General features: G+C 61.5%; 26 protein-coding genes. 12 read left to right on the forward strand and 14 right to left on the reverse strand.

Annotated features, from left to right (window positions below; all coding sequences use genetic code 11):
- Positions 1 to 84 precede the first annotated feature (84 nt).
- From MLC59_RS15950 to MLC59_RS15970, 5 genes are all read left to right on the forward strand, one after another.
- Entirely contained in the window at positions 85 to 366 is a 282-nt protein-coding gene (locus tag MLC59_RS15950) for a type II toxin-antitoxin system RelE/ParE family toxin (protein WP_248236345.1), read from the forward strand.
- 132 nt (positions 367 to 498) lie between these two features.
- Positions 499 to 1,530, forward strand: a complete 1,032-nt coding sequence (locus tag MLC59_RS15955; RefSeq protein WP_248236346.1) for a DUF2157 domain-containing protein — start codon at positions 499 to 501, stop codon at positions 1,528 to 1,530.
- A gap of 89 nt (positions 1,531 to 1,619) precedes the next feature.
- On the forward strand, positions 1,620 to 2,927 hold the full coding sequence (locus MLC59_RS15960) for an esterase/lipase family protein (RefSeq protein ID WP_248236348.1): 1,308 nt from the start codon (positions 1,620 to 1,622) through the stop codon (positions 2,925 to 2,927).
- 38 nt (positions 2,928 to 2,965) lie between these two features.
- Complete coding sequence (locus tag MLC59_RS15965) at positions 2,966 to 4,507, forward strand: flavin-containing monooxygenase (protein ID WP_248236350.1); 1,542 nt, start codon at positions 2,966 to 2,968, stop codon at positions 4,505 to 4,507.
- Positions 4,508 to 4,579: 72 nt separating this feature from the next.
- Positions 4,580 to 5,572, forward strand: coding sequence for an alpha/beta hydrolase (locus MLC59_RS15970; RefSeq protein WP_248236352.1), 993 nt, complete (start codon positions 4,580 to 4,582; stop codon positions 5,570 to 5,572).
- Between the two features lie 17 nt (positions 5,573 to 5,589).
- Here MLC59_RS15970 and MLC59_RS15975 read toward each other — a convergent pair whose 3' ends face one another.
- Positions 5,590 to 7,332: a diguanylate cyclase gene (locus tag MLC59_RS15975; protein WP_248236354.1), complete on the reverse strand. Its 1,743-nt coding sequence runs from the start codon at positions 7,330 to 7,332 to the stop codon at positions 5,590 to 5,592.
- A gap of 135 nt (positions 7,333 to 7,467) precedes the next feature.
- On the opposite strand from MLC59_RS15975, the gene MLC59_RS15980 reads away from it, so the two are divergent.
- Both MLC59_RS15980 and MLC59_RS15985 read left to right on the forward strand, forming a co-directional pair.
- Positions 7,468 to 8,136 carry a DNA-3-methyladenine glycosylase I gene (locus tag MLC59_RS15980; RefSeq protein ID WP_248236356.1) on the forward strand — a complete coding sequence of 223 codons (669 nt, stop codon included), beginning with the start codon at positions 7,468 to 7,470 and terminating at the stop codon, positions 8,134 to 8,136.
- A 31-nt stretch (positions 8,137 to 8,167) separates the two neighbouring features.
- Complete coding sequence (locus MLC59_RS15985; RefSeq protein ID WP_248236358.1) at positions 8,168 to 8,500, forward strand: SMR family transporter; 333 nt, start codon at positions 8,168 to 8,170, stop codon at positions 8,498 to 8,500.
- Positions 8,501 to 8,506: 6 nt separating this feature from the next.
- On the opposite strand, the gene MLC59_RS15990 is transcribed toward MLC59_RS15985, so the two are convergent.
- The 3 genes from MLC59_RS15990 to MLC59_RS16000 all read right to left on the reverse strand — a co-directional run bounded on the left by MLC59_RS15990 (position 8,507) and on the right by MLC59_RS16000 (position 9,940).
- Positions 8,507 to 8,788: a YebG family protein gene (locus MLC59_RS15990; RefSeq protein ID WP_248236359.1), complete on the reverse strand. Its 282-nt coding sequence runs from the start codon at positions 8,786 to 8,788 to the stop codon at positions 8,507 to 8,509.
- 152 nt (positions 8,789 to 8,940) lie between these two features.
- Complete coding sequence (locus tag MLC59_RS15995; protein WP_248236361.1) at positions 8,941 to 9,228, reverse strand: PAAR domain-containing protein; 288 nt, start codon at positions 9,226 to 9,228, stop codon at positions 8,941 to 8,943.
- A 136-nt stretch (positions 9,229 to 9,364) separates the two neighbouring features.
- Positions 9,365 to 9,940 carry a gamma-glutamylcyclotransferase gene (locus tag MLC59_RS16000; RefSeq protein WP_248236362.1) on the reverse strand — a complete coding sequence of 192 codons (576 nt, stop codon included), beginning with the start codon at positions 9,938 to 9,940 and terminating at the stop codon, positions 9,365 to 9,367.
- Between the two features lie 203 nt (positions 9,941 to 10,143).
- Between MLC59_RS16000 and MLC59_RS16005 the strand changes: the two genes are divergently transcribed.
- Positions 10,144 to 10,644: a methylated-DNA--[protein]-cysteine S-methyltransferase gene (locus tag MLC59_RS16005; RefSeq protein WP_282451045.1), complete on the forward strand. Its 501-nt coding sequence runs from the start codon at positions 10,144 to 10,146 to the stop codon at positions 10,642 to 10,644.
- A gap of 11 nt (positions 10,645 to 10,655) precedes the next feature.
- Here the strand turns inward: MLC59_RS16005 and dkgB are convergent, their stop codons facing one another.
- The 8 genes from dkgB to MLC59_RS16045 all read right to left on the reverse strand — a co-directional run bounded on the left by dkgB (position 10,656) and on the right by MLC59_RS16045 (position 19,374).
- Complete coding sequence (dkgB, locus tag MLC59_RS16010) at positions 10,656 to 11,465, reverse strand: 2,5-didehydrogluconate reductase DkgB (RefSeq protein WP_248236364.1); 810 nt, start codon at positions 11,463 to 11,465, stop codon at positions 10,656 to 10,658.
- A gap of 160 nt (positions 11,466 to 11,625) precedes the next feature.
- Positions 11,626 to 12,660 carry a sodium:calcium antiporter gene (locus tag MLC59_RS16015; RefSeq protein WP_248236365.1) on the reverse strand — a complete coding sequence of 345 codons (1,035 nt, stop codon included), beginning with the start codon at positions 12,658 to 12,660 and terminating at the stop codon, positions 11,626 to 11,628.
- Positions 12,661 to 12,674: 14 nt separating this feature from the next.
- On the reverse strand, positions 12,675 to 12,878 hold the full coding sequence (locus MLC59_RS16020; RefSeq protein WP_091853924.1) for a 2-hydroxymuconate tautomerase family protein: 204 nt from the start codon (positions 12,876 to 12,878) through the stop codon (positions 12,675 to 12,677).
- Between the two features lie 67 nt (positions 12,879 to 12,945).
- Entirely contained in the window at positions 12,946 to 14,109 is a 1,164-nt protein-coding gene (locus MLC59_RS16025; RefSeq protein WP_248236367.1) for an MFS transporter, read from the reverse strand.
- 74 nt (positions 14,110 to 14,183) lie between these two features.
- Positions 14,184 to 14,828: an exopolysaccharide biosynthesis protein gene (locus MLC59_RS16030; RefSeq protein WP_248236369.1), complete on the reverse strand. Its 645-nt coding sequence runs from the start codon at positions 14,826 to 14,828 to the stop codon at positions 14,184 to 14,186.
- 34 nt (positions 14,829 to 14,862) lie between these two features.
- A complete protein-coding gene (locus MLC59_RS16035; protein ID WP_248236371.1) occupies positions 14,863 to 16,257 on the reverse strand; it encodes an efflux transporter outer membrane subunit in 1,395 nt (464 codons plus the stop codon).
- A gap of 10 nt (positions 16,258 to 16,267) precedes the next feature.
- Entirely contained in the window at positions 16,268 to 18,202 is a 1,935-nt protein-coding gene (locus tag MLC59_RS16040) for a MacB family efflux pump subunit (RefSeq protein ID WP_248236372.1), read from the reverse strand.
- Positions 18,203 to 18,204: 2 nt separating this feature from the next.
- On the reverse strand, positions 18,205 to 19,374 hold the full coding sequence (locus MLC59_RS16045) for an efflux RND transporter periplasmic adaptor subunit (RefSeq protein WP_248236374.1): 1,170 nt from the start codon (positions 19,372 to 19,374) through the stop codon (positions 18,205 to 18,207).
- A 246-nt stretch (positions 19,375 to 19,620) separates the two neighbouring features.
- On the opposite strand from MLC59_RS16045, the gene MLC59_RS16050 reads away from it, so the two are divergent.
- Positions 19,621 to 20,199, forward strand: coding sequence for a hypothetical protein (locus tag MLC59_RS16050; RefSeq protein WP_248236380.1), 579 nt, complete (start codon positions 19,621 to 19,623; stop codon positions 20,197 to 20,199).
- 86 nt (positions 20,200 to 20,285) lie between these two features.
- On the forward strand, positions 20,286 to 21,641 hold the full coding sequence (locus MLC59_RS16055) for an MBL fold metallo-hydrolase (RefSeq protein WP_248236382.1): 1,356 nt from the start codon (positions 20,286 to 20,288) through the stop codon (positions 21,639 to 21,641).
- 67 nt (positions 21,642 to 21,708) lie between these two features.
- On the opposite strand, the gene MLC59_RS16060 is transcribed toward MLC59_RS16055, so the two are convergent.
- Positions 21,709 to 22,821 carry an NADH:flavin oxidoreductase gene (locus tag MLC59_RS16060; protein ID WP_248236383.1) on the reverse strand — a complete coding sequence of 371 codons (1,113 nt, stop codon included), beginning with the start codon at positions 22,819 to 22,821 and terminating at the stop codon, positions 21,709 to 21,711.
- Positions 22,822 to 22,937: 116 nt separating this feature from the next.
- Between MLC59_RS16060 and MLC59_RS16065 the strand changes: the two genes are divergently transcribed.
- Positions 22,938 to 23,402 (forward strand): winged helix-turn-helix transcriptional regulator, encoded by a 465-nt coding sequence (locus MLC59_RS16065; protein ID WP_248236385.1) that lies wholly within the window; start codon positions 22,938 to 22,940, stop codon positions 23,400 to 23,402.
- 167 nt (positions 23,403 to 23,569) lie between these two features.
- Positions 23,570 to 24,292, forward strand: coding sequence for an OmpW/AlkL family protein (locus MLC59_RS16070; protein WP_248236386.1), 723 nt, complete (start codon positions 23,570 to 23,572; stop codon positions 24,290 to 24,292).
- Positions 24,293 to 24,463: 171 nt separating this feature from the next.
- Here MLC59_RS16070 and MLC59_RS16075 read toward each other — a convergent pair whose 3' ends face one another.
- Positions 24,464 to 25,783 carry a DEAD/DEAH box helicase gene (locus MLC59_RS16075; protein ID WP_248236391.1) on the reverse strand — a complete coding sequence of 440 codons (1,320 nt, stop codon included), beginning with the start codon at positions 25,781 to 25,783 and terminating at the stop codon, positions 24,464 to 24,466.
- Position 25,784: the final 1 nt, after the last annotated feature.

The raw sequence follows: 25,784 nt of genomic DNA on the forward strand, positions 1-25,784 counted from the left end.
CCTTCGCCACCGCGCCTAGCTCTCAAGGCTCTCAGTGGCTCAGTAGATCAGCGAATTAACCAAACGGGACACTAGGTCAGGTAAGTGAAACTGGTTTACACGGACGAAGCCATTGATGATTTGAAGCGCCCCAGGGAGTTTATTGCAGTTCACAATCCTCCTGCGGCAGGCTGGGTAGCCGCAGAACTGGTTAGCAAAATCGAATTACTACCAGACTTCCCCAGAATGGGAACACCGGTTGAGTTGGCGCCGGTACCTGATTCCATCCGCGACATAGTCTTTGGCAAGTACGTTGCCCGCTATTCAGTACATGTGAGCGCCATTATCATTCTTCGGGTATGGCATGAACTGGAAGGTGAACGCTAGCAATTTAAGTCCCTGAGCATATATATCCCTTTTGAGGATGTTACCTCAAACATCCCTGTCAGGTTAGGCTACAGTCGAGGTTTTCCACCTGCCGGAATCCATCAACAGTCAGGGACGAAGAGCGCCGCCACCATGAAAATAACCAGGAAACACCTCGACGAGGCGGTCAGTGAGCGCATTCTTACCCCGGAGCAGGCGGACCGGCTTTATGACTTCCTGGGCCATCAACCCGGCGCAGGCCCCACGTTCAATTTCACCAACGTGCTGTACTACCTTGGCGGACTGATTGCCATCGGTGCCATGACGCTGTTCATGAACCTGGGCTGGGAAACCTTCGGCGGTTGGGGCATTTTCTTTATCTCGCTGCTGTATGCCGGGGTGGGACTGCTGCTGACGGGGCGCTTCCGTTCCATGGACCTCTCCATCCCCGCCGGCATTTGTGCGGCCTTTGTGGTGGCACTGACGCCGCTGGCCATCTACGGGTTGCAGCTGGCCCTGGGCGTATGGCCGGATGACAGTGTTTACCGGGACTATCACCGCTACATACGCTGGCACTGGCTCTATATGGAGATGGGCACACTGGCCGTCGGGGTTGTGCTCGCCTGGATCTATCGCTATCCGTTTATGATCATGCCCATCGCAGTTACCCTCTGGTACCTGTCGATGGATGTCGCCGCCATGCTGATGACCGGTTACTACGACTTCCAGTTCCGCGCACTGTTCTCCATGTACTTCGGCCTGCTGATGACGCTGACCGCCTTCTGGGTGGATGTCCGCTCCAGGTCAACAATGGACTACGCCTTCTGGCTGTATGTCTTCGGTGTGCTGACGTTCTGGGTCGGGATGACCGCCCAGGATTCCAGCAGCGAGCTGTCCCGGTTTGTCTACCTTTGCGTCAACCTCCTGATGATCGGTATCGGCGTGGTGATTGTGCGGCGGGTTTTCGTGGTCTTCGGCGCACTGGGTGTGTGCTTTTACCTTGGCCACCTGGCGTGGCAGGTTTTCGAGGACAGCTGGTTTTTCCCCATGGCGCTCACGGCGATTGGCCTGTTGATCATCTATCTCGGGGTGTTATGGCAGAAGCATGAGAAAACGCTTTCCAGCAAAGCCCGGGGCCTGCTGCCATCCGGTCTTCGGGAGTTACTGGCAGCCCGGCCTGACTGAGACTTCCAGGATCTCCGTGCTATATTGGGGACGCACCCAGCACCGCTGGCTCTCCCTCGCCAGCGTACCAGCGCACAGGGAAGACCGACATGGGCACCGAACCCAGTTCCGATACCACCGGTAGTTCTACGCCCGAACCTGTTGATGACCAGCCCCCTTCCGCCCGTTCTGCCGACCTGATTGGCACCAGCCGGCTGATTATCGATGCCTTTGACGGGGTTACTGACATCGTCGAGGTGATGCACCGCAATATCTCCGGGCTCGCACCGGTTGTCGGCCCTCCCCGTCCCGGGCGCACAAGGGGGATCACGGGCCTGGTCTACCGCAATATCCGGCGGGTCTCCGCACTGACGGGCCTGGGCCTTGAGGTCACCCTGAGCCGGCTCGCACCCTTGCTGGCCAGCCAGGAATCCTCCCTGCGGCGGGATGCGCTTTTATCAGCCCTGAACGGTGTGCTTGGTGACTACCTGGTGGCATCCGCCAATCCGCTGGCGATTCCCATGGACCTTCGGTCTAACGGGAACCCCATAACACTGGAGCGTGAAGTGCTGCGCACCGCCATTTCGCACCCATCGAACCGCCTGCTGGTGATGGTCCATGGCCTGTGCATGAACGACCGGCAGTGGCGCCGTAATGGGCATGATCATGGCAAGGGGCTGGCACACGAACTTGGTTATACACCGCTGTACCTGCGCTATAACAGCGGGCTCCCGATATCGGAAAACGGGCGGGATTTCGCTCTGTTGCTGGAAGCGCTGATCAGCGAATGGCCGGTACCCGTGGAGGAACTGGTGATTGTCGGGCACAGCATGGGCGGGCTGATCGCCCGCAGTGCATGTCTGTCGGCTCAGCACACCGGTTACCACTGGCCAGCCCGACTCAGCAAAATACTCTTCCTCGGCACCCCTCATCAGGGAGCAACGCTGGAGCAGCTGGGTAGCGGCCTGGAGTTTCTTCTGGGGATCAGCCCTTACAGCGCGCCGATTGGACGACTTGGCAACATTCGCAGTGCGGGTATCCGGGATCTTCGCGAGGGCAATATCGGCCTGGTTGCGGACCCGAATGCCCGGCCGGGGAGCGACCCTGCACACGAGACACCCCCCGCCGGCACCCGCTACTATGCCGTGGCTGCAACCACCCGGTCTTCCCCCGCGGCCGCCAGCACCCGCCTCCACGGGGATGGCCTTGTCCCCCTCAGGAGTGCACTGGGTCAGCACCGTGACCCGTCCCGCTGCCTGCCCATCCCGGAATCCCGACAGGCAATCTTTCATGGACTGAACCATTTTGACCTGCTGGACAGTCCATTGGTTTATGAGTGCCTGATCCGATGGCTGACTGAAGACCGAAACCCAACACCGATGACGATCGGATGTTCGGCAGCAACAGGTTTGAGGTAACCCACTGGGTCGTCAATACTTACGCAAAGGAGACGACCATGACCTCAGCGCACTACGACATCATCCTCATCGGTGCCGGGCTTTCCGGCATCGGCACAGCCTGCCATATCACCGCGACGCACCCCGAAAAGAGCATCGCGATACTGGAGCGCCGGGAAAGAATGGGGGGCACCTGGGACCTGTTCCGCTACCCGGGCATTCGGTCGGACTCCGACATGGCGAGCTTCGGCTATACCTTCAAACCCTGGTATTCCGACAAGGTACTGGCCCGGGGCGAGGACATCCGCCATTACGTGGCGGACACCGCTCGCCAGTTCGGCCTGCAGGACAAGGTGCAATACGGCCTGAACATCCTGCGCGCGAACTGGTCCGGTGAGCGTCAGCGCTGGAGCCTAACCGCAGTGCACGAATCCTCCGGAGAGGAGCGCACTTTCACCTGCAACTTCCTGGTGAACTGCGCCGGTTACTACAACTTTGACCAGGGCTACCACCCCCGTTTCGACGGGGAAGAAGCCTTCGCCGGCCCGGTGATCCACCCCCAGCACTGGCCAGAGGACCTGGACTACACCGGCAAGAAGGTCGTCGTGATAGGTAGTGGGGCCACAGCAGTCACCATTGTGCCGGCCATGGCCGACCGGGCTGCCAGCGTAACCATGCTACAGCGCTCTCCCAGCTACATCATGGCGTTACCGGACCTGGACAGGCTTTCCATGGCGCTTGGCAGGGTTCTGCCCAGGCGGTGGGTATTCCGGCTCGCCCGGCAGCGTAACATCCTGTTCCAGCGGGCCCTCTACCTGGCCTGCATGCGCTGGCCGAATGCAATGCGCCGGTTCATGCTCGACCACATGCGCAAGCGCCTGGGGCCGGATGTGGACATGCGCCACTTTACGCCTGCCTACAGCCCCTGGGAGCAGCGCCTCTGTGCGGCACCGGACGGGGACTTTTTCGAAGCCGTCCGTTCAGGCAAGGCAGACGTGGTGACAGACCATATTGATCACTTCACCGAGCAGGGCATCGTGCTGAAATCCGGTAAAGAGCTGCAGGCGGATATCATCATTGCCGCCACCGGGCTGGACCTGCAACTGATGGGTGGGTTGGAGATCCGGCTGGACGGGGAACCCGTCGACCTGACCCGGAAGATGACCTACAAGGGCATGATGATGCAGGACGTGCCCAACTATGCGTGGATTTTCGGCTACACCAACGCTCCCTGGACCCTAAAGTGCGACATCGGCGGCCAGTACCTGTGTCGGCTGTTCCGGCACATGGCGCAGCACAACCTGGCCGTTGCGCGCCCGGTGGATATCCGGGGAACCGATGCCAGCGACGGCATGCTGGATGGCTTTACACCGGGCTACATCAGCCGCGCCCGGGACCGCATGCCCCGCCAGGGCAAGACCGGCCCCTGGAGGGTGACCATGCACTATGGCAAAGACCGGAGAATGCTTCTGAAGGAGCCGGTGGACGACGGTGTGCTGAGCTTTGAAACCCCACCGGGGAATGCACGGCACGCACTAGTGTCAGAGGCCGGAAGTTACGGGTGGCATTCAGCCGAAGACAGCACAGGCCACGTTCCTTGAAGCCTGGCTCCCGCCACAAATTGCCGGGGCCGGGGTCTTGGACTCATTCCCCAGAGTCGGCATGATGGCACCATGAGAGCAGTACTCCTACGCATCGCCATCTCCCTGGCGGTTTCGGCCGGAATCTATCTGGTGGTCGCCATCGGGCTGGTGATCAGTGACCGACACCGGGAGCCGCCGCGCGATAACACGGGGCTGGCCTTCGACGAACTGAAATCGGGCACCGTTCCCCAACCCGATCGCAGCACCTATACCGCAAGAGACGGCACTGAACTGGATTACCGCTTCTACCCGGCCGAGGCGGAACGCGTTCTGATTCTGCTGCACGGTTCTGGCTGGCACAGCCGGTACCTGGCCTCCGTAGCCGGTTTCCTGAGTTTAGAGAACCTGGCGCAGGTCTATACACCGGATCTGCGGGGCCACGGTGAAGATCCGGACAGACGCGGCGACACCGATTACGTCGACCAGCTGGTGGATGACCTTGCTGATCTTGTGGCACTGGTACGGGAGCGCCACCCGCAAGCCACGGTGATCATCGGTGGGCACTCTTCCGGTGGCGGGCTGGCGCTGAGATTTGCGGAAAGTGAGTATCTTGGCCAGGCAGATGCCTTCCTGCTGCTGGCACCCTGGCTGCAGTACAATGCTCCCACGGTACGCGCTGAAGGCGCCGGGTGGGCAACACCCTATACCCGCCGCATCATAGGGCTGACCATGCTCAACCGAATCGGTATGGATGGACTGAACCACCTGCCCGTCATCAACTTCGACCTGCCCAGGGCCTATCGGGACGGCACCGAAACGCTGACTTACTCCTACCGCCTGAATAAGGGTCTGGCCCCCGACGACTATACCCGGGCCCTGAGTGCTATCCAGCAACCTACACTGGTTCTGGTGGGCTCTGAAGACGCACTGTTCTTGCCTGACCAGTTCAGACCAGTGTTCGATCGCCACATGGACGCCCGCGTCGGGACGGTCGAGGGCGTGTCACACCTGGGCATCGCCGTGAAGCCAGCCGTACAGCCGCCCATACGGGACTGGCTGAACACACTTCCGGACTCCCACTAACAGGGCTACCGCCGGCATCAGGCCCCGGAGAAGGTCTCTACTCGGTCACGTCCCTTCTCCTTGGCCTGATAGAGTGCCCGATCGGCCCGGCGGAGGAACTGCTTCCTGGACTCTTCAGCCAGAAGCTCCACTACACCAATGCTGATGGTAATCGGACCCAACGGCGAGGCCACCTCAGCGGCAACCGTCTGTCGCAAACGTTCAGCCAGCTCCATGGCGTCGACCAGGTTGGTCTCCGGCGCCAGTATGGCAAACTCCTCGCCGCCCCAGCGACAGACGATGTCGCTTTCCCGGGCATGCCACATCAGCAGGCGAACCACCCGGCGGAGTATTTTATCGCCTACATCATGGCCACACTGGTCGTTGACCGGTTTGAAACGATCGATATCGAGAAACAGCAGAGACAGCGGACGCTGGTAACGCCTGGCAGTCGCAAATGACGTCTTCAGGCGGCGATCAAACCCGCGCCGGTTGTAAGCCTGGGTCAGGTGATCCCGTTCGGCGGTCCGCAGTTCGGTGAGGTCGCGCACCAGGGCATAGAACCCCATAACAGCGCCGTCACTGTCCTTTACCGGAATATAGTCCGCCTCAACTGGTCGTGGCCCGCCCCTCGAATAGGGAACGGTCATTTCGAAGCGGACACGCTCACCGGCCATGGCCGTAATCATATACTGCCTGATATCGCCGAATGCCTTTTGCCCGACAACGTCGGCAACCGTTCTGCCAATGATCTCGTCGGGTTCGATATTGAACCAGCGACTATAGGCGGCGTTGATTTCCCGGTAGCGGTATTCCTTGTCGATAAACGAAATCAGGATCGGCAGTGCGTCTACCAGCAGTGTGCGCTGGTCCTGCTCCCGCTTGAACCGGCGAGCATCATGCAGCGATGCGGCCAGTACCTGGCTGGCCATCTCCAGCAGCTCCAGCTGATCACGTCGGAAGGCACGGGGCCTGTTAGAGTATGCCTTCAGTGCGCCAAAACAATGCCCCTGATGCAGCAGGGGTACCAGCAGGCCGGAGCGAAATCCGGCGGCACTGGCCGCTTTATGGTCAACACGCTGATCCTGGTACACGTCCGGGCAGAAGATCGGCTTCTGCTCCCGGTAACAGGTGCCGGACAGACTCGCGTCGATCGGCAGCCGCAGGCCCTCCACTGCCCGGGCTTTGCCGCTGGTGGCGGTATAGACCATTTCATCGCCTTCCGCTTCCTCCACGGCGGCTGCCTCTGCGCCAGTTGCCTCAAGCATCACCTCTGCCACCTTGCGTCTCAAGATAGCCAGGTCCAGGCCTGCGGTGCTTACCAGTTCCTGCATACGGGTAAGCAGCTCCAGCTGCATGTGCTGATGCTCCAGTGCCCGCAGGTGGGTGACATCCTGCTGCACGGCAACCAGGTATTCGGTGTCCCCCTCCGAAGGCCAGGCGCGAATGGTCCATTGCGACTGGAATGGGGTACCATCCTTGCGGTAATTGGTGATCTCGACAGGCACAGGCGAGCCGCCGCTGAAGATGTCCAGCCAGTTCCCGGGCGTACCACTCCCCTGCAAGATGGTCAGCCGTCTGCCGATCACCTCTGCGGCGGCGTAGCCGGTAAGTGAGTAAAATGCGGCATTGGCGTAGACAATGGAAAGTTGTGGGTAGGGTTCGGCAACCAGCACCGCCTCTGAAACGGTGTCCAGGGCGGCCGTGAGCAGGCCGATATTGTTCAGGTCAGAAATCACGCTTGCGTCGCCAACATAGCCCGACCCATCAGTTATACGCAATTAAGATGTACAGTCCTTGGTTATGAGAATAGCACAGACACTGAATCCACCCGAGGCCGGCATTGCCCTGTATACATTCCCTGACCACGAACAGGCGGGACACCGGAGTTCGGAAACCGATCAGCGAGCAACACCATGAGTTTCAACGCCATACATGAACGCGCCCTGACCCGCAAAGGCGGTGAGCCTGGCCTGCAGAAGCTATTACCCCATGTTGCCAAACCGGACGACCTGATGGGCCTGGGTGATGACCGCTACCTCGCCGAGATTACGCGTTGCGTATTCCGGGCCGGCTTTGTGTGGCGGGTGATCGACAACAAGTGGCCAGGTTTCGAGGCCGCCTTTGACGGTTTCGTGCCGCTTTACTGGCAGCAGGTGGCGCCGGATGTGCTGGAAAGCCTGGCCGGAGATGAGCGCATCGTACGCAACCTGCAGAAGATCCGCACCGTGCCCGAGAACGCCCGCATGGTGGTGGAGGCCGCCCACGACTATGGCAGTTTCGGGAACATGCTGGCCCAGTGGTCGTCGGACGACCAGGCCGGGCTGCTGTTATGGCTGAAACGCCATGGTGCCCGCCTTGGCGGCAATACTGCCCAGTATTTCCTGCGGACGGTGGGATGGGACGGTTTTATCCTGTCACAGGATGTGCTCGCCGTGCTGCGGCTGGAGGGCCTGCTGGATGCCACGCCGGGCAGCAAAAAGGCTCTGCTGCAGGCGCAGGCTGCCTTTAATGAGTGGCATCGGGAGACCGGCTTGCCCTACAGCCACCTGTCGAAGATTGCATCATGCAGCATCGAGCGCTGATGCGTTCGGGCTTATCAACCCGGAGTTCACCGTGAAATACTGGCTGTTTCTCGCCATCGCCATCTTTGCGGAAGTGCTGGGGACCTCCGCCCTGAAAGACGCCAACGGCTTCACCCGCCTGTGGCCCTCGGTCATCGTGGTGGTCAGCTATTCGGTGGCCTTCTACTTTCTGTCACTGTCCCTGAAAGCCATTCCGGTGGGGATCGCCTACGCCATCTGGGCCGGCCTGGGAGTGGTGCTGATCACCCTGGTGGGCTGGCTGGCCCTGGGGCAGAAACTGGACTCAGCTGCCGTCGCCGGCATGGGGCTGATCGTGGCCGGGGTCGCCGTGATCAACCTGTTCTCCAGCGCCGGCGGGCACTGACTTCGCTCAGGCGCCTTCCGTTTCCTCTGCATTCAGCAGCTGAGGCTTTTTCAGCGCCTTCTGGAACAGGTCCTTGTTCTCGGCAATGGCCAGCGCACAGCGATCCGCGGTCTCTTCGTCCAGGCCTTCCACCTTGCGGGCAAGAAACTCCCGGATTTCCTCGGACAACTCCAGCACCTTGTCACGTGCATCGGCGTCGGCCTTGTTGGAGAAAAGCAGGGTGTCAGGGTGCTTCAGTGCCATGTCCAGCCCATCCTTATCGGAGAAGTAGACTGCTTGTACCGCCATGGGAGTGCCTCGCAGTGATGGTGGGTTAATTGCTGTATGAATTTACAGTAATTATAACGCGAGCACAATGTTTGTGGGAGATGCCAACTTTTATCGTGGGGACAGGTTTCCCGATCGTTATCACACCAACAGACCAGCCCCTCCCTGTTTGGTCAGCCAACGATTACTGTCGGGTTCCCGGCGACGATAGTGCCCCCGTGTTCGGTCTCATCACCAACCCGCGCAACGGCCTGGCCGTTGACAAACACCGATGATGATCCCTTGGCTATGGTGTCCCCGGGGCCGCGGCAGACGACCTTGTCGCCCACACGGGCAGCGGGCATACCCCCGATCACCACGTTGGAGGAGCCGGCCACAATGGGGCCGCCTATATGGTCTTTGTTTCCGGTTTTATCGGGACAGGTGTGGTAACAACTGAGCGTTGCGGCGGGCTTGCCCATCCTGGGGTTCCTCCCTGAGTCATCCTTGATTGTGTGGCTTTAACAGCGAAAGTATATACCGCTCACAATGGGGGGCCAATGGCCTGGTTGGCCTTCCAGTCGGGTCAGCGTGATGCTGAAGCGAGACAGGACACGGTCACGACCCGGCCATAAGAATATCCTCTACCTGCCTGGCCAATTCGAAGACGTGTTCATCGTGGGCGCCCAGCTCCGACAGTGCACCGGCCAGTTTCAGCAGGTAGTCGGCATTGGGGCCACTGGGGCCATGGGAGCGGGCGATCTGGGCGGCCATTTCATCTACCGGGGCTGGCCCCAGGAAGGCAGCGTTGTCCGCACCGGCGACGTAGACCAGGCCTTCGACTGATTCCTCCTCGTTGAACCTCAGAGACGTGAAGAACCTCAGGTAGCCGTTCTTTTCACGGTGGTCCAGGTGCTCAAAGGTCCGGGGGGATACCCGATAAGCCACGCCCAGGCAGGTCTCCCCCGGCGACTCCACCAGGGTCACCACCCGGCCAGGCGACTCCGGCGTGCCGCGATGATCATGGGAGCCCTGCCAGAACCGCCGCGTCCAGCCGTCAATTGATGCAACACGCTGCTCCAGGTACGGAAAGTCCACTTTGTAGATCAGCGAACCATAACCAAACAGCCAGACATCATCGAGATGATCCAGGTTGTGCCGTTGGCGGTTCAGTGCCGAGGTATCCAGTGCCATGCAACTGCTCCGGAGTGATTGAAAAAGAAGACCGGCTGGACAGCGGGTGAATACCTATTCTCAACTTCCTTTGCTTGTTACGTCCACCCTGTCCAGGTTCGAAAATGGCCAGACAAACGGGGACCGCAGCGTTAAGCTTGAACCACGGAATACTCCCACGACCGCCGATACCAGGGGTATGGCCTCTAACAACGGAGGGAATCATGAATCGTCCAACGAACATTGTCTTATACAGCGAACTGGACTCGCCCATAGGTAGGCTGTTGATTACCGGTGATGGGGAGGCAATCACCGGACTGTATATGGACCAGCAGGCTACGCGCCCGGTCGCAGGTGACAACTGGGTGCGGGATGACCAGCACCTGGATAACGCCAGGTCGCAGCTGTTGGCCTATTTTGAGGGACAATTACAGCAGTTCGACCTGCCCCTGGCCGGGGCCGGCACGCCGTTTCAGCAGCAGGTGTGGCAGGCCTTGCGGGAAATTCCCTTCGGACACACAGAAACCTATGGTGAGCTGGCCCGGCGGGTAGGCAACGCAAAGGCTTCCCGGGCGGTGGGGCTGGCCAACGGCCGCAATCCTATCGGAATCATTGTGCCCTGTCACCGGGTCATCGGTGCCAACGGCTCGCTGACCGGCTACGCCGGTGGCATCGAACGCAAGAAATGGCTGCTGGCCCATGAGCGGGCGCACATGGGCCAGTGACATCGGAGGGATCAGTCCCAGTCAGGCGCAAAGTCCGGATTGGCGATGCGTTCACCCCGGTCCAGCTCGTCGATGGCGCGGATTTCCTCGTCACTCAGCCGGATTTTAAGGGCATCCAGGTTTTCCGTCTGGTGCTTGGGCCGGGTGGACGACGGAATCGGCACCACACCCCGGGATACACACCAGGCAATGGCGATCTGCGCTGGAGTCACGTGGTGGGCAGCCGCAATCTTCTGAAGGGTCTCATCTTCCATCACCTTGCCCACCGCCAGCGGCATATAACCGGTTACCGGGATATTCAGCTGCTGGGCATGTTCCACCACCTTGCGGTTGGCGAGGAAGGGGTGAACTTCCACTTGGTTGGTAAAGATCGGAGTATCACCCAGTATGGCCTTGGCCTGATCCATCTGCGCGCAGGTGAAATTGGAGAGGCCAATGTGGTCGGTGAGGCCTTCCTTCTGAGCCTCTCTCAGTGCCCCGAGGTACTCTTCCATAGGCACTTCGTCATCCGGTGACGGCCAGTGGATCAGGGTCAGGTCCACATGATCGGTTTTCAGCTGCTGCAGACTGGTTTGCAGGCTGTTGATCAGGTCGCTGCGGTGGTAGCTGTCGAACCAGATCTTGGTGGTGAGGAAAATGTCCCGGCGGGGAATGCCGCTGGAAGTAATACCGTCGCCCACCTCTGCTTCGTTACGATAGATCTGAGCCGTATCGATATGACGGTAGCCCAGTGACAGGGCACTGCGGACCGCCTCGCGGGCGTCATCACCTTTCAGCCGAAAGGTTCCCATACCGATAGGTGGTAGTGCATCAAAGGCCATAATGTCCTCCTGTCGCGTGGCCCTGACAGAGGCTGCCAAGGGGCCATGGAAGTGTTGGGAAAGTCACTAACCTACGATGGGGCTGGGCGGTCGGTTCTGCAAGTGACCGGCAAATTCCACAAAGGTTACGCAATGGCAATGCCAGCGAATACGCCAGCCATCAGCTCAGCAACAGGAACACACCGCCCAGATAAAGCAGCAGGATGGAAACGCTTTCCACGCCGATTCGTCCCGGACCCTGACGCTCCCGGCGGATCAGACCCATCATCAGGATGCCGGACATCAGAACGGTCAGCGCCACCCAGAAGCGGGAGTCGTCGCTCATGGCGTGGTAGATGGATCCGTCCCGGTAGGCCAGGTCAGAGGCTGCTGTAAACAGGGTGTCAAAGGCGTTGCCGCCGATAATGCCGCCTACGGCAAGGGTGAGCGCGCCCCGGCGGACAGCCGCCACGGAGGTAACCAGTTCAGGGATGGATGTGCTGATGGCCGTCAGCATGACACCCACGACGGTCTGGCCCAGGCCGGTTTCCCGGGCGATGGTGGTGGCGGAGGGTTCCAGCGCCCAGCCCGCGAGGCCGAGAATCGCCATAAGCCCGAGGAATTCAGACCATAACCGACCCATGGACGGCATCCGGGTGGTATCGTCCGGCTGGTCCTCCCTGGTCTCCATGGTCATGGCCGGGCGCCACATGGGGGAGTCGTTGGCGCCCTGCACCAGTTTCAGGCCATACAGGTAGAAGCCGAACAGCGCCGGTGTGACCGGGTGAATGCCAAAGACCGTCACATCCGGCAGCATCGGTGCCAGCATGATCACGGACAGCAGGCAGATCAGCAGCCCGTTCTGCATCATGTTGGGGGCAGAAGCGGCGGCGTGTTCCAGGTTCGCACGGCGATAGACCATATCGGCCACCGCCAGGAAGAACGTCTGCACCGCGATACCGCCCAGGGCGTTACTTACCGCCAGCTCCGCATGGCCATTCCAGGCCGCGCTCACCGAGAGCACAGAACCACCAAGAGAGGTAGCAGCACCAAGCAGCACGGCGCCGGCCGCCGCCTCGCCAATGCCGGTACGATCCGCCAGCTGATCCACCACCCCGGTAATCCGGGTGCCGGCAATGGCAATGACCAGCGCACAAACACCGAAGACAATCAGTGCCTGGGCAAGGCTCCAGTCAGATGGCTCCAGCAGGAACACCGGCGCAGGTTGCCCTATTGGCCGCGCTTGCGTCGCTCAGTAACTGGCTCGCCACCAATGCCCCAGTTATCCGTATTCACTTCATCGATAACCACCACGGTAGTGGCCGGATTCTTGCCCAGCACATCCTGCAGCAATTTGGTGGCGCCCTCGATCAGGGCCTTTTTGTCGTCCGCGGAGACGTTCTCGTCGGTGATCTTGATGTTTACGTAGGGCATGGGCCTGTTTCCTCACAGGGTTGGTAGATGCCTCATCCTGCCGCTTGATCCGCCGATTGGCAACACATCAACGATCACGGCACAGTGGCAACAGGGCCAGCAGGCCCAGCACCGGTCCGATGACCAGCAGCCAGGTAACACTGGTACCGAGAGACTGCCAGAAGCCCGCAGTCAGTTCGATGGCGAACACCGTCAGCAGGAAGCCGATACTGTTCATGATGGCCAGTGAACTGCCCACCGCGTGGCCGGGAGCCGCTTCCGCTGCGAGGGCAGAAAACTGCGGGGAATCGGCAATAACGGCCATACCCCATACCAGCAACAGGATCACCGCCAGCCACGTTGGAACGGCCCCGAACCATGGCCACAACAGGCACATCAGACCGGACAACCACAGGGCCCCAAACGCTACCCGGGCACTGCCGATCCGGCGGCTGAGCATGCCACCGAGGACACAGCCCAGGGTGCCGGCCGCGATGAAGGCAAAGGCGGTGATTGAAACCATGGTCTGATCGCTCCCCGAAGGACCCAGGCTTGCGGCCACCAGCAAGGGTGCCAGGGCCCACACCGCATACAGCTCCCACATGTGACCGAAGTACCCCAGGGCCGCCGCGCGAAAGCCGGGCTCGCGGAACGAGCGAATCACACCACCCCAGTCAAAACGCCCTGTGGCCGGCAGGCCCGGACCATCCCCAAGACGGGAAATCATCAGGCCGGCAGCAATGGCCAGCACCGAAGACGCCAGCACCACCGGCTGCCAGCCCCAGCCGGGGCTGATGGCCCTCATGAGGTGAGGGAAAGCCGTACCCAGGGTCAGCATGCCCACCAGCCAGCCCAGTGCCAGGCCCTTTTTCTCAGGAGCCCAGCCCGCCACCAGCTTCATGCCCACAGGGTAGATACCGGCAAGGCAGAGTCCGGTGGCAAACCGCAACGCCAGACCGATTTCCAGGGAGGGGGACAACGCGAACAAGCCGTTGGCCACGGCTCCGGTGACCGCACTGACCAGGAAAATACGGCTTGCCCGCCAGCGGTCCGCCAGCCCGGACAGGGCGAAGGCAAGGGTGCCGATAATGAACCCCAACTGGACCGAGCCAGTGAGGCGACCCAGGTCTTCCGCGGTTACACCCCAGGATTGGGCCAGGCCTGGCATGACGGCGTTGGGCGTGAACCACAGCGAGGTTCCGAAGAACTGGGCGACAACGATCACCCACAGGGCTGTGCGTGTATTGGCCATGACTGGACAACTCGTCGGTGGCTGAAGCCTTCCGGGTAGACCTGCCGCAGAAAGCTGCCGCAAAGGCGGTTTGTTCAGAGCATGTTAACAGCAATCAGGCCAGCAATGGTCACCGTGTAGACCAGCCCCAGAATGGCCAGCAAACCGTCCAGCGATACCATGGCCAGCCCGAATACCGCGATCGCAAAACCCGCTGCCGTGGCGGAAAAGGGGATGATTTCCATCAGCGGCATGGCGCAGGCAATGAGCACGCAGACACCACCAAGCAGGTAGCTGCCAGGTGGCCTGACAACCCGCACCAGGCGGGGATGCAGCCGCGCGTCGATAAACTCGGCGCCGGGCTCGATAAACCGGATGCCCCTGAGAAGCTTGTTCGTCGGCAGCGAGCGGTTCATGAGCAGGCCGGGTAGCCAGAACCCACCCTTGCGTACGAGCATCTGGATGGAGATAAAAAGGATCAGCATGCCGCTGAGTGTCGGTACCCCCGGAATGCCACTCAAAGGGGAAAACAGCAGGATACCGATAATCATCAGTACCGGCCCGTAGGAGCGGCGCCCCACGGTGTCGATAATGGCACCGAGGGTTACCCTTGGCCGGCCCGTGGCGGTTTCGGTGATGCGATCGAGGACTTCCTGAAGATTGGCGGGATCGGTCATGGGCTGGGCGTAGCCAACGAATTGGCCGCTGTTTGTTCCTTCCGTCGCTGCTTGAGATGTCACGATACCGGTTCGGCCTCAGTGGGAAAATGAACCCTTATTCATCTTTCTGCTCCCAGCCTCCACCGATGGCCTTGTACAGATGGACGGTCGCCTGCAGTCGGGCCAGGCGCAACTGGACCAGCTGGTCCCGGGTCTGGAACAGGGTTCGCTGGGCGTCCAGCAGGGTCAGCAGTTCATCACTGCCGGCGCGATAACGCAACTCGGTCAGCTCCAGGGTGCGCTCGGCCCGCTCACTCACTGTCCTTTGCAAGGCCTCCCGGCGTTGACTGGTCTGCAGGCGATCCAGTGCGTCGTCTGTTTCCTGCAGGGCAGCGAGTATCGCGCTGCGGTAATCCTCCACCAGGGCGCGTCGGCGGGACTCGCTGATGGCGGCCTGGGCATCCCGAGTCCCTCCATCGAAAAGGTTCTGGGCCAGGTTAAGGGTCCAGCCCAGGGTTTCCACCGGATTGGCCAGGCTCGCCAGGTTTGCGGTGCTGGCACCAGCATTCAGACCAAGGGACACCGACGGCAGCCAGGCGGCCCTGGCCTGGACCAGGTTGGCATCCGCAGCCTGCAGCTGCGCTTCCGCACTGGCCAGGTCCGGGCGACGTGTTAGCAGGTCTGACGGCAATCCCGCGTCGACGGCGGGGAGTGCCAGGTCCACCAATGACTGCGCCTCACCAGTAATCTCGAAACCCAACGGGGACACCCCGATCAGTACGGCCAGGGCAGCGCGGGTCTGTCGGTATTCCAGTGAAACGGGCTCAAGGCTGGCCCGTTGATTGAGCACTTCAGTCTGCTGGCGCAGCAACTCGGCGCGACTGGCCGCCCCGTTGCGATAGCGAGCGTCCACAATGTCTTCGGTGCGCTCGGCGATGGCCAGGTTCTCCCGGGCGACCCGCAACTGCTCGTCCAGCGCCATCAGGCGGAACCAGGTGGTGGCGACGCTGCCGGCCAGGGACAGGCGCGCGCTATCGTACTCGAACGCCGTTGCCTGGTAGCTGGCTTGTGCCTCATTCCTTGAGGCCGCCAGCCGGCCCCAGAGGTCCAGTTCATAACTGACGTTCAGGCTGGCTGAGGTGGATTCGCTGCGGCTGTTCCCGTCGCCGTTATCGGTGGAGCGTTCGCCCGTACTGCCACTGAGATTCACTGACGGAAACAGGCTGCTGCCGGCCACCTGCACCTGCTGTTCCGCCTGGAAGACCCGCTCGGCGGTCGCGGCCAGGTCCGGGCTGCGCGCGAAGGCCTGTTCGATCAGGCGATCCAGCTGTGGCGATTCGAAGGCTTGCCACCATTGTTCGTCCGGTGCCTGGGCTGACGCGATAACCGGCTCATTCCATTGGTCACCCGCCTGCACGCCGGGTCGCTCAACGGGCGTTGTGGTGGCGCAGCCCGCGAGGGTAAGGACAAGCCCGGTGACCGATACCGTTTTGATCAATGCATTTACCATCCAGGTTCCCCTATTCCGTCGCCAGCGCCGTGACCGGATCCAGCCGCGAGGCCTTGCGGGCAGGCAGGTAGCCAAAAAGCAGGCCGGTACCGAAGGCGCAACTGAAGGCCAGCACCACCGGCAGCAGTGAGTAGCTGACCGGTGTTCCCAATTCACTGATCGTGGCCGCCGCCCCCAGTCCCAACGCGACGCCGATCAACCCGCCAAGGGCCGACACCGCCAGGGCTTCGAGCAGGAACTGCTGCAGGATATGGCGGGTACGGGTGCCGGTGGCCATACGAACGCCGATTTCCCGGGTCCGCTCGGTGACGCTTACCAGCATGATGTTCATCACCCCGATGCCGCCTACCAGCAGCGATATGGCCGCCACAGAGCCCAGCAGCCAGGTGAAGGTGTCCTGGGTTTCAGAAACGGTGTCGATGAGCGAGGCCATATTGCGGATCTGGAAGTCCTCCACGCCGTGGCGCTGGAGTAGCAGCTGATGCACCTGGGCCTGCACCTCGTCCATCAGGCTTGTATCGTCCACGGCGATGGTCACGTTGCGCAGATGGCGCTGGCCGAACAGGCGCATGCTCCCGGTGGTGTAGGGCACAAACACCACGTCGTCCTGGTCCTGGCCCATGGGTGAAGCGCCCCGCTCGCTCATTACACCAACCACCTGGAACAGCACGTTATTCATCAGGACGTAGTGGCCAAGCGGGTCCTGCTGACCAAACAGTGCGTCCGCCGCGGTTTTGCCCAGTACGGCCACTGGCGCGTATTCCCCTTCGTCGCGCTGATCAAAGAAGCTGCCGTGAGCCACCGGCCATTGGCGGGCGACCGGGAACTGCCACGACGTGGCGTTAACCTCTGCCTGATGGTCCGCGTTGTTGTAGCGCAGGGTCTGGCTGCCGGTGAGTTCAGGTATCGCTGCGGTGATGTTGGGCAGGGTGTTGATGGCGTCCACATCTTCCGGAACCAGGGTGGCGATGTTCCAGCTGCCCCGTCGTTGCCCCGGCGCACCCGGGCGAACCAGCAGCAGGTTGCTGCCCATGGCACTGATGCGGTCGACCACCTGTTCCCGTGCGCCGTCGCCGATGGCGAGCATGGTGATGACCGAGGCGACGCCGATAACGATGCCCAGCAGGGTCAACGCTGTGCGGAAAAGGTTACCGGTCATGGACTTGAGGGCCGTACGGGCGCCCTGGTATAGCTCCCGGAAAACAGAAGGCGCGTGTCGCAGGGGCTGTCGTTGCAGGGGGCGAGACTGGCTCGCGTCATCCGGGCCCGGGTCACTGATGATCTGGCCATCGGCGATTTCGATGCGCCGGTGGGCGTGGTCCGCCACCTTGCTGTCGTGGGTGATCAGTATGATGGTGTAGCCTTCGTCGGAGAGTTCCTGCAGCAGGGTCATGACTTCCCGGCCACTCTGGCTGTCGAGGGCCCCGGTGGGCTCGTCCGCCAGGATGATTTCACCACCGTTCATCAGGGCACGGGCGATGGAAACACGTTGCTGCTGGCCGCCCGAGAGCTGGCCCGGGCGATGGTCCATACGTTCATCCAGTCCCAGCCGTACCAGCAGTTCCCTGGCCCGGTCCTGCCGTTGCCCTCGTTTGAGGCTGGCGTAGCTGGCGGGCATTTCCACGTTCTCGCAGGCCGAGATGCCGGGCAGCAGGTTGTAACTCTGGAACACGAAGCCGAAGGCTTCCCGGCGCAGGCGGGCGAGCCCGTCACTGTCCAGGGCAGAGACGTCCTCGCCATCAAACCGGTACGCACCGCTGGTGGGCCGGTCCAGGCAACCGAGGATGTTCATCAGGGTGGATTTGCCAGACCCGGAGGCGCCCATAATGGCAACGAACTCGCCACGGCGGATGCTCAGGTTAATGCCCCTGAGCACCGGTACCGCGATGTCGCCGTTGTAATAGGTGCGGGTGATGTCCCGCAATTCGATCAGCGGTGTGGTCACGGTCAGAACCTCATGCCGACCATGCGCCGGGCACGGCTGTCATCGCCCTGCCCGCCCGCGGATCGCGGACTGCTGACAATCCGCTCGCCCTCCTCAAGGCCATCAAGGATTTCCGCCTGCACCCGGTTGGTGACGCCCACGGTTACCTGGCGCTCACGGGGCTCACCGTCGTCACCCACCACCTGGACGGTGGCCTGTGGTCCCCGTTGCTGCAGCGCGGTTACCGGTACCAGCAACGCGTCCCTGGCGGCGTTGTTGATGAAGAATACCTGGGCCGTCATCTGGGTCATCAGGCGGCCTTCGGCATTCGGCACCTCGAATACCGCGTTGTAGAGCACCACGTTGTTTTCCACGGTGGGTGTGGGTTCCAGCCGGTCCAGGGTGCTTTCCCAGCGGCGCTGCTGACTGCCGAGGGTGGTGAAATACACCGGCATACCGGTTCGCAGTTTGCCGATATCCGCTTCTGACACCTGGGCTTCCACGGTCATGGTGGAGAGGTCGGCAATGCGCATCAGCACGGGGGCCTGCTGGTTGGTGTTGAGGGTCTGCCCCTGGCGGGCCTCGATGGAGACCACGGTGCCGTCCATGGGGGCGTAGATCCTGGCGTACTCCAGGTTCGCCTCCTCCGCCCGCAGGGTGGATTCGGTCTGCTGGATCTGGGCGCTGATGGCTTCAATCTGGGCGCGGGCGGAGCGCAACGTGGCCTCCGCCACCTGGGCCGCTTCACGGCTGGTGGCTTCCTCTTTCAGCAGGTTCTGCTGCCGGCGGTGCTGGATCTGCGCGAGGGTGAGCTGGGCCTCACGTTCCATCAGCTGCGCCTTTTGGTTGCGCAACTGGGCCCGGGTGGCATCGACCCGGGCGGTGTACACCGTGGGGTCAATCTCCGCCAGCAAGTCGCCCTTGCGGACCTGGTCACCGGTATCCACATGGATGACTTCCAGCTGCCCTGATACCTGGGCCCCCACATCCACATAGTCCCGGGGCTGCAAAACGCCGGTGGCCGTCACCAGGTCTTCCAGGTCACCCCGCTCCACCGCAACCGTCAACAATGAGGGCTGTGCAGCCGGCCGGCTGGCATACCACCAGCCGGCAACCAGGGCACCAATGACCAGCACTAATAGCAGGAAACCACCCAACCGCTTGTACCACCCGCCCGTTACCGGCGTTGCCATGTTCCATCCTCACTCATGGTCTGTTAAGTCAGGATGGATTATCGGTAATGCGGTGGAGCCATAGTAGGGCGAATACCGGGGTTTACACGGCTTTTACATCCGTTGACCGGAATCGTCGCTGCCTCCCCCGCTGGAGGCTGCTGCGACCGGGCCGGGGTTGGCCCAGTTTGCGGGACGTGACGTATGGAACTACTGTCAGGACCTGACGTCACAACCGAACCAGACAATCCGCGGAGTGAGCGAATAATGAGAAAAACCACCCTGAGCCTGCTGTTGTGCATCCTGGCCCTGCCGGCCTCCGCCCAGGAGCACCCGCACCATAACATCCACCAGGGGCCACACCACGACGCCATGGAGCAGGGCGAACTGACGGAGGCCGGAAATTCAATCTTCGCCACCGTTCAGGAGGTCATCCGACGCCTTCAGCAAGACCCGGATACTGACTGGAGCAAGGTCGACCTGGAAGGTTTGCGCCAGCATCTGCTGGATATGAAAGACATTGCCGAAAACGTCGAGGTCGTGGACCAACGGCGAATGCCTAACGGTGTGACCCTGGTGGTCGCCCCCCTGACCACCCGTGCGGACGAAGCCCTGGAGAGGGTGCTTTCTGCGCATCCGGAACAGCTTCGCCGGGAAACCGGATGGGAAATGATCGTCGGTCGCCAGGGGGACCAGTTCCGTATTACGACCACCAGCGAAGATCCCGACGACACCGCTATAATTAACGGCCTTGGCTATATCGGCCTGATGGCTTACGGCAACCACCACCAGGCCCATCACTGGGCCATGGGCTCGGGCAAGAACCCTCACGAGGGCCACCACTGACCAAATCGTAATCCGCTGGCCCCTCACACTTCTGCTGATCTGTGCTACCCCTGATAACAGGTATTGTCACTTCAGCAGGAGGTCCCATGTTCATCCAGAAGATCAAATCCGAAGGCCTGTCCCACCTGTCCTGGCTTGTGGGGAATGACGGCGAGGCCTTTGTCGTCGACCCGCGCCGGGACTGCGAGATCTATGTGGAAGAGGCGGCCAGGGCCGGTTGCCGCATCACCCACATCTTCGAAACCCACCGTAATGAGGACCTGATCTCCGGTGCGCCCATACTGACCAACCTTACCGGCGCCCGGGTGCTCCACGGCCCCAATGCCGCCGGTGATGTTGCCTACGCCGACACCGCCCGGGAGGGTGACACCTTCGAGTTCGGCAATCTCAGGGTGCAGGTTCTGGAAACACCGGGGCATACCGACGACAGCCTGTCGTTTGCCGTGTACGACACAGAATTCGGTGAGGATGCGGTAGGTGTATTCACCGGGGATGCGCTGTTTATAGGCGATGTGGGGCGTACGGATTTCTACCCGGACCGGGCCGGGGAAGTGGCCGGCTTGCTGTACGACAGCCTGCAGAAAATCCTGAAGCTGGGCGACCAGGCCCTGGTCTATCCCGCCCATGGGGCCGGCTCGGTGTGCGGCGACAACATGGCGGACCGGGAGTTCTCGTCCCTGGGCTATGAGCGCAAGTACAACGATATGCTCAGAATATCATCCCGCAACAAATTCATTGATGCCAAGCTCGCCGAACATCACTACCAGCCGCCCTACTTCCGGCTGATGGAAAAGCTCAACCTGACGGGGGCCGAACCGGCCCCCAGGGTCATAACACCCCGGCCACTGTCACCGGCAGAATTCCGCGAGCTACCCGGGGAGACCGCCATCGTGGACGCGCGCACTGTCAGTGCGTTTCTCGGGGCGCACCTGCCCGGCAGCCTGGCCATTCCGGCGCCAATGATCCCGGCCTTTGCCGGCTGGTACATCGAGCCTGGCCAGCCGGTGGTGCTGGTGGTGTCAGACCCCGACCAGGCTCGCGAAGCCGCACAGCACCTGGTACGCATCGGCCTGGACAACCTTACCGGCTTCCTCACCACCGACATGCCGGAATGGTCAGCCCGAGGTCTACCGTTCCACTCCCTGCCGGTGATGCACGTGGACGATATCCGGGAGCGCTTCCGGAACCCGCCGGACGACTGGCAGTTGCTGGACGTACGCAGCAAGACGGAATATGAAGAGGAGGCTATCGAAGGGTCTGTCCATATCTATGCCGGGGAACTGGCGGACAAAACAGACGAGCTGGACAAAAACCGGCACTACACGGTGATGTGCGCCAGCGGTGCCCGGGCGACGATTGCCGCCTCGGTGCTGGAGCGGGCCGGGTTCAGCAAGGTGGATGTGTTCCTGGGCTCCTTTGGCGCCTGGAAATCCACCGACTGAGCCCTGCCGCTTGAAACACAGGGGCGCCCGTTCGCATAGGACGGGTGCCACCCTGTTTACACGGTTATCAGTAAAGTTCGCCCAGAGACGCCTTGCGGAACGGCTCGACGTCATCGGCCCGGCCTTCCTTCACCTTGACCAGCCATTCCGGGTCCTGCAGCAGCGCGCGGCCGACGGCAATCAGATCGAACTCGTCGTTGTTCATACGTTCGATCAGCTCGTCGATACCGGCGTCTTCTACCGCTTCCTTCTTGCTGGCAAAGGTGCCGGCGATAAAGTCTTCGGTGAGGCCGACGCTGCCGACAGACATGGTGGGCACACCAGTCAGCTTCTTCACCCAGCCGGCCAGGTTCAGGCTGGAACCTTCGAACTCCGGCTCCCAGAAGCGGCGGGTGGAGGCGTGGAAGATATCCACTCCGGCGTCCGCCAGGGGCTTGAGGAAGGCGTCCAGCTCTTCGGGGGTCTGGCACAGCTTTGCGCCGTAGTCCTGCATCTTCCACTGGGAGAAACGCAGCATGATGGGAAAATCCGGGCCAACCTTCTCACGGATAGCCTGGATGATCTCGATGGCAAAGCGCTGGCGGTTGGCCATGCTGCCACCGTATTCGTCGTCCCGCTGGTTGGTGCCTTCCCAGAAGAACTGGTCGATCAGGTAACCGTGGGCACCGTGGACTTCCACGCCATCGCAGCCGATGGCCTTGGCGTCGGCGGCCGCATCGGCAAAGGCCTTGACCACATCCTGGATGTCCTCCTTGGTCATCACCTTGCAGACCACCTTGCCCGGACGGTTCATCCCGGAAGGCGCGTAGCCCGGTACTGAAGGATCCGGCTCCATGCCTTCCTTGCGCACCGCGCCCACGTGCCACAACTGGGGGAAGATCTTGCCACCAGCTTCGTGCACAGCGTCCACGACCCTCTTCCAGCCCGCCAGTGCCTTCTCGCCGTGGAAGAACGGAACGTTCTCGTAGCCGTTGGCCGCCGGGTGATTGACGGTGGTACCCTCGGTAATGATCAGGCCAACGCCGCCTTCGGCACGGCGCTTGTAATAGGCGACCACATCATCGCTAGGCACGTTGCCCGGGGAAAAATTCCGGGTCATGGGAGCCATGGCCACGCGGTTGGCCAGCTTCAGGGACTTCACTTCAAACGGCTCGAACAGAGGGCCGAGATTCATGGACATGGGGGTATCACTCCTGCAGTAAAAAGGTGATCGGGGCGAGCCCGGAAATCTGGTTTCATTTCGAAACCTTATTAAATCCGGTTTCAGTTTGCAACCCTGTTGGGTACAATTTAACCATGGCCAGAAAACGTTTTGACGACTCAAGTTGTTCGGTTGCGCGTGCGCTCAATGAAGTGGGTGACTGGTGGTCGCTGCTGATTGTGCTGCAGGCCATGTACGGTACCCGCCGTTTTGTGGACTTCCAGCAGGAGCTGGGCATTGCCCGCAATATCCTGGTAGATCGCCTGTGTCGCCTGGTGGACAACGACGTACTGCGCAAGGTGGACGTAGGTGAACATGGCCCACGGTTCGAATACCGCCTGACTGACAAGGGGCGGGACCTGTTCCCGGTGGTGATCGCCCTGCGCCAGTGGGGCGACAAGTACAACCCCTGCCCTGAAAAGCCCCCGCTGGATCTCCGGGACAGGCGCACCGGCCAGCCGATCCGCCAGCTGGAAGTACAGGACGCTGAAGGTAACCCCCTGTCCGTCCGCGACGTGTTTGTGCAGGAAGATCCCCAGGACGACAAGAAGCAGGCCTGACCCCCTCTCCGCCCGAGCTTTTGGTCCGATCCGGACATTTTGAGCTGGGTCAATCTTCTGTTCGCATTCCCCACAGCCCCCGGCATCCCTTGCGTTAGATCAATTCTCTTTGCCACCACCGGTGTAGCCTTGGCCCGTCAACAACTTTTGGTCAAGGAGTCATTTCTATGTCCCGCAAATTCACCCTGGGTATCCTCACCGCCGGCTTGCTCGCAGCAGGCTCCGCACAGGCCTATCAGGCTGGTGACATTATTGTTCGCGCCGGTGCTGTTACCGTCGACCCGAATGAGTCCAGCGATCACGTCAGCCTCGCCGGAAGTGGCCTTGCCGACGAGGGCTGGGAAGTGGGTGTCGATTCCGATACCCAGCTTGGTCTGTCCGCCACCTGGATGATGACCGATTCTTTCGCCCTGAGTCTGCTGGCCGCAACCCCGTTCCAGCACAACCTCTACGGTTCCGGCAGCCTGCCCAAGGCGGCTGATCTCGGCAGCACCAAGCACCTGCCCCCGACTCTGACACTGCAGTATTACCCGCTGCACAGCAGTCACAAGATCCAGCCTTACATCGGCGTGGGCGTGAACTACACCATCTTCTTCGAGGAAGAAACCAGTGACACGCTGACCGGGGCGGTCGATAACTATCTCGGCGGCGGCGTGGTCAGCTCAACTGATATGGACCTGGACGACAGCTTTGGTGTGGCTGCCGAAATTGGTGTTGACATCCGCCTGAGCGACCAGTTTGGCATTAACGCAGGCGTCTGGTACGCCGATATCGATACTACCGCTGATATCAACGCCTATGGCGCAAACGGCGATAAGCTCGGCACCGCCAAGGTCGACGTGGAAATCGACCCCATGGTCTACATGGTAGGCTTCACCTACAGCTTCTGATTGGCAGTGTGAGACGACCGTGCCCGGTACCCTGGACTGGTGGTGCCGGTCGCGTTCTCCCTTTGCGGGGGCCGGAATTCCGGTACCCCGCTTTTTTCCGCCAGCCGATACCAGAAAAGCCGTTCCCGGTTACCCGGAAACGGCTTCGTTAATAGCTGGGCTCAGATCACATCAGGCAGACTGACGCTGCCCTGAACGACCCTGACCCTGGCCACGCCCACGGCCGCGACCACCGGCACCGGGGCTGGCCTGGCGCTGACCACCGGGGCGACCTGCACCACTGCGGCCGTTGCCACCACCGCCGGAACGATTGCGGGCCCGGCTCGGGTCGGCCTTGGCCTTGGGTTTCAGCGGCAGGTTGTTCTGGGGTTCGAAGCCTTCCACTTCCTGGCGGGGCAGCTGCTTCTTGATCAGCTTCTCGATACCCGCCAGCAACTTGCCTTCATCCGCGCTTACCAGCGACAGGGCATGGCCACTTTCGCCGGCACGGCCCGTCCGGCCGATACGGTGAACGTAGTCCTCCGGCACATTGGGCAACTCAAAGTTAACCACCTGGGGTAGCTGTTTGATATCCAGGCCACGGGCCGCGATGTCGGTGGCTACCAGCACGCGGATATCCCCCTGCTTGAACTCGGCCAGGGCACGGGTACGGGCGCCCTGGGATTTGTTGCCGTGAATCGCCGCGGCGGTGATGCCATCGCTTTCCAGCTTCTTGGTGAGGCGGTTGGCGCCATGCTTGGTACGGGTGAAGACCAGCACCTGGTCCCAGTCATTGTCCCGCACCAGCTTGCTCAACAGCGCGCTTTTCTGGCTCTGGTCCACCGGGTAGACAGACTGTTTGACCTTCTCGGCTGTGGTATTGCGGGCGGCCACTTCCACCTGTACCGGGTTGTTCAGCAGGCCCTGGGCCAGGGTGCGGATCTCATTGGAGAAGGTCGCCGAGAACAGCAGGTTCTGACGCTTGGCCGGCAGCAGCGCCAGGATCTTGCGGATGTCGCGGATGAAGCCCATGTCCAGCATACGGTCGGCTTCGTCCAGCACCAGGATTTCCACTTCGTTGAAGCGCACGGCGTTCTGCTGGTAGAGGTCCATCAGGCGACCGGGCGTCGCGACCAACACGTCCAGGCCCTTGCGCAGCTTCATCATCTGCGGGTTGATCTTGACCCCGCCAAACACCACGGCGGCCTTCGTCGGTACGTACTTGCTGTAAAGGTTCACGCTGTCGTGTACCTGTGCCGCCAGCTCACGGGTCGGCGTCAGGATCAGGGCGCGGGGGCCCTTGCCTTCGCGGGGCTTCTCGCCAAGCAGCTGCAACAGCGGCAGGGTGAAGCCAGCAGTCTTGCCGGTGCCGGTCTGGGCGGCGGCCATCACATCCTTGCCGGACAGTACGGCGGGAATCGCCTGGGCCTGGATGGGAGACGGGGTTTCATAACCCTGGTCGGTGGTTGCACGGACCAGTTGCTCGGAAAGACCGAGGGAAGAAAAACTCATA

It is taken from the genome of Marinobacter bryozoorum (assembly GCF_023156245.1).
Lineage (GTDB): Bacteria > Pseudomonadota > Gammaproteobacteria > Pseudomonadales > Oleiphilaceae > Marinobacter > Marinobacter bryozoorum.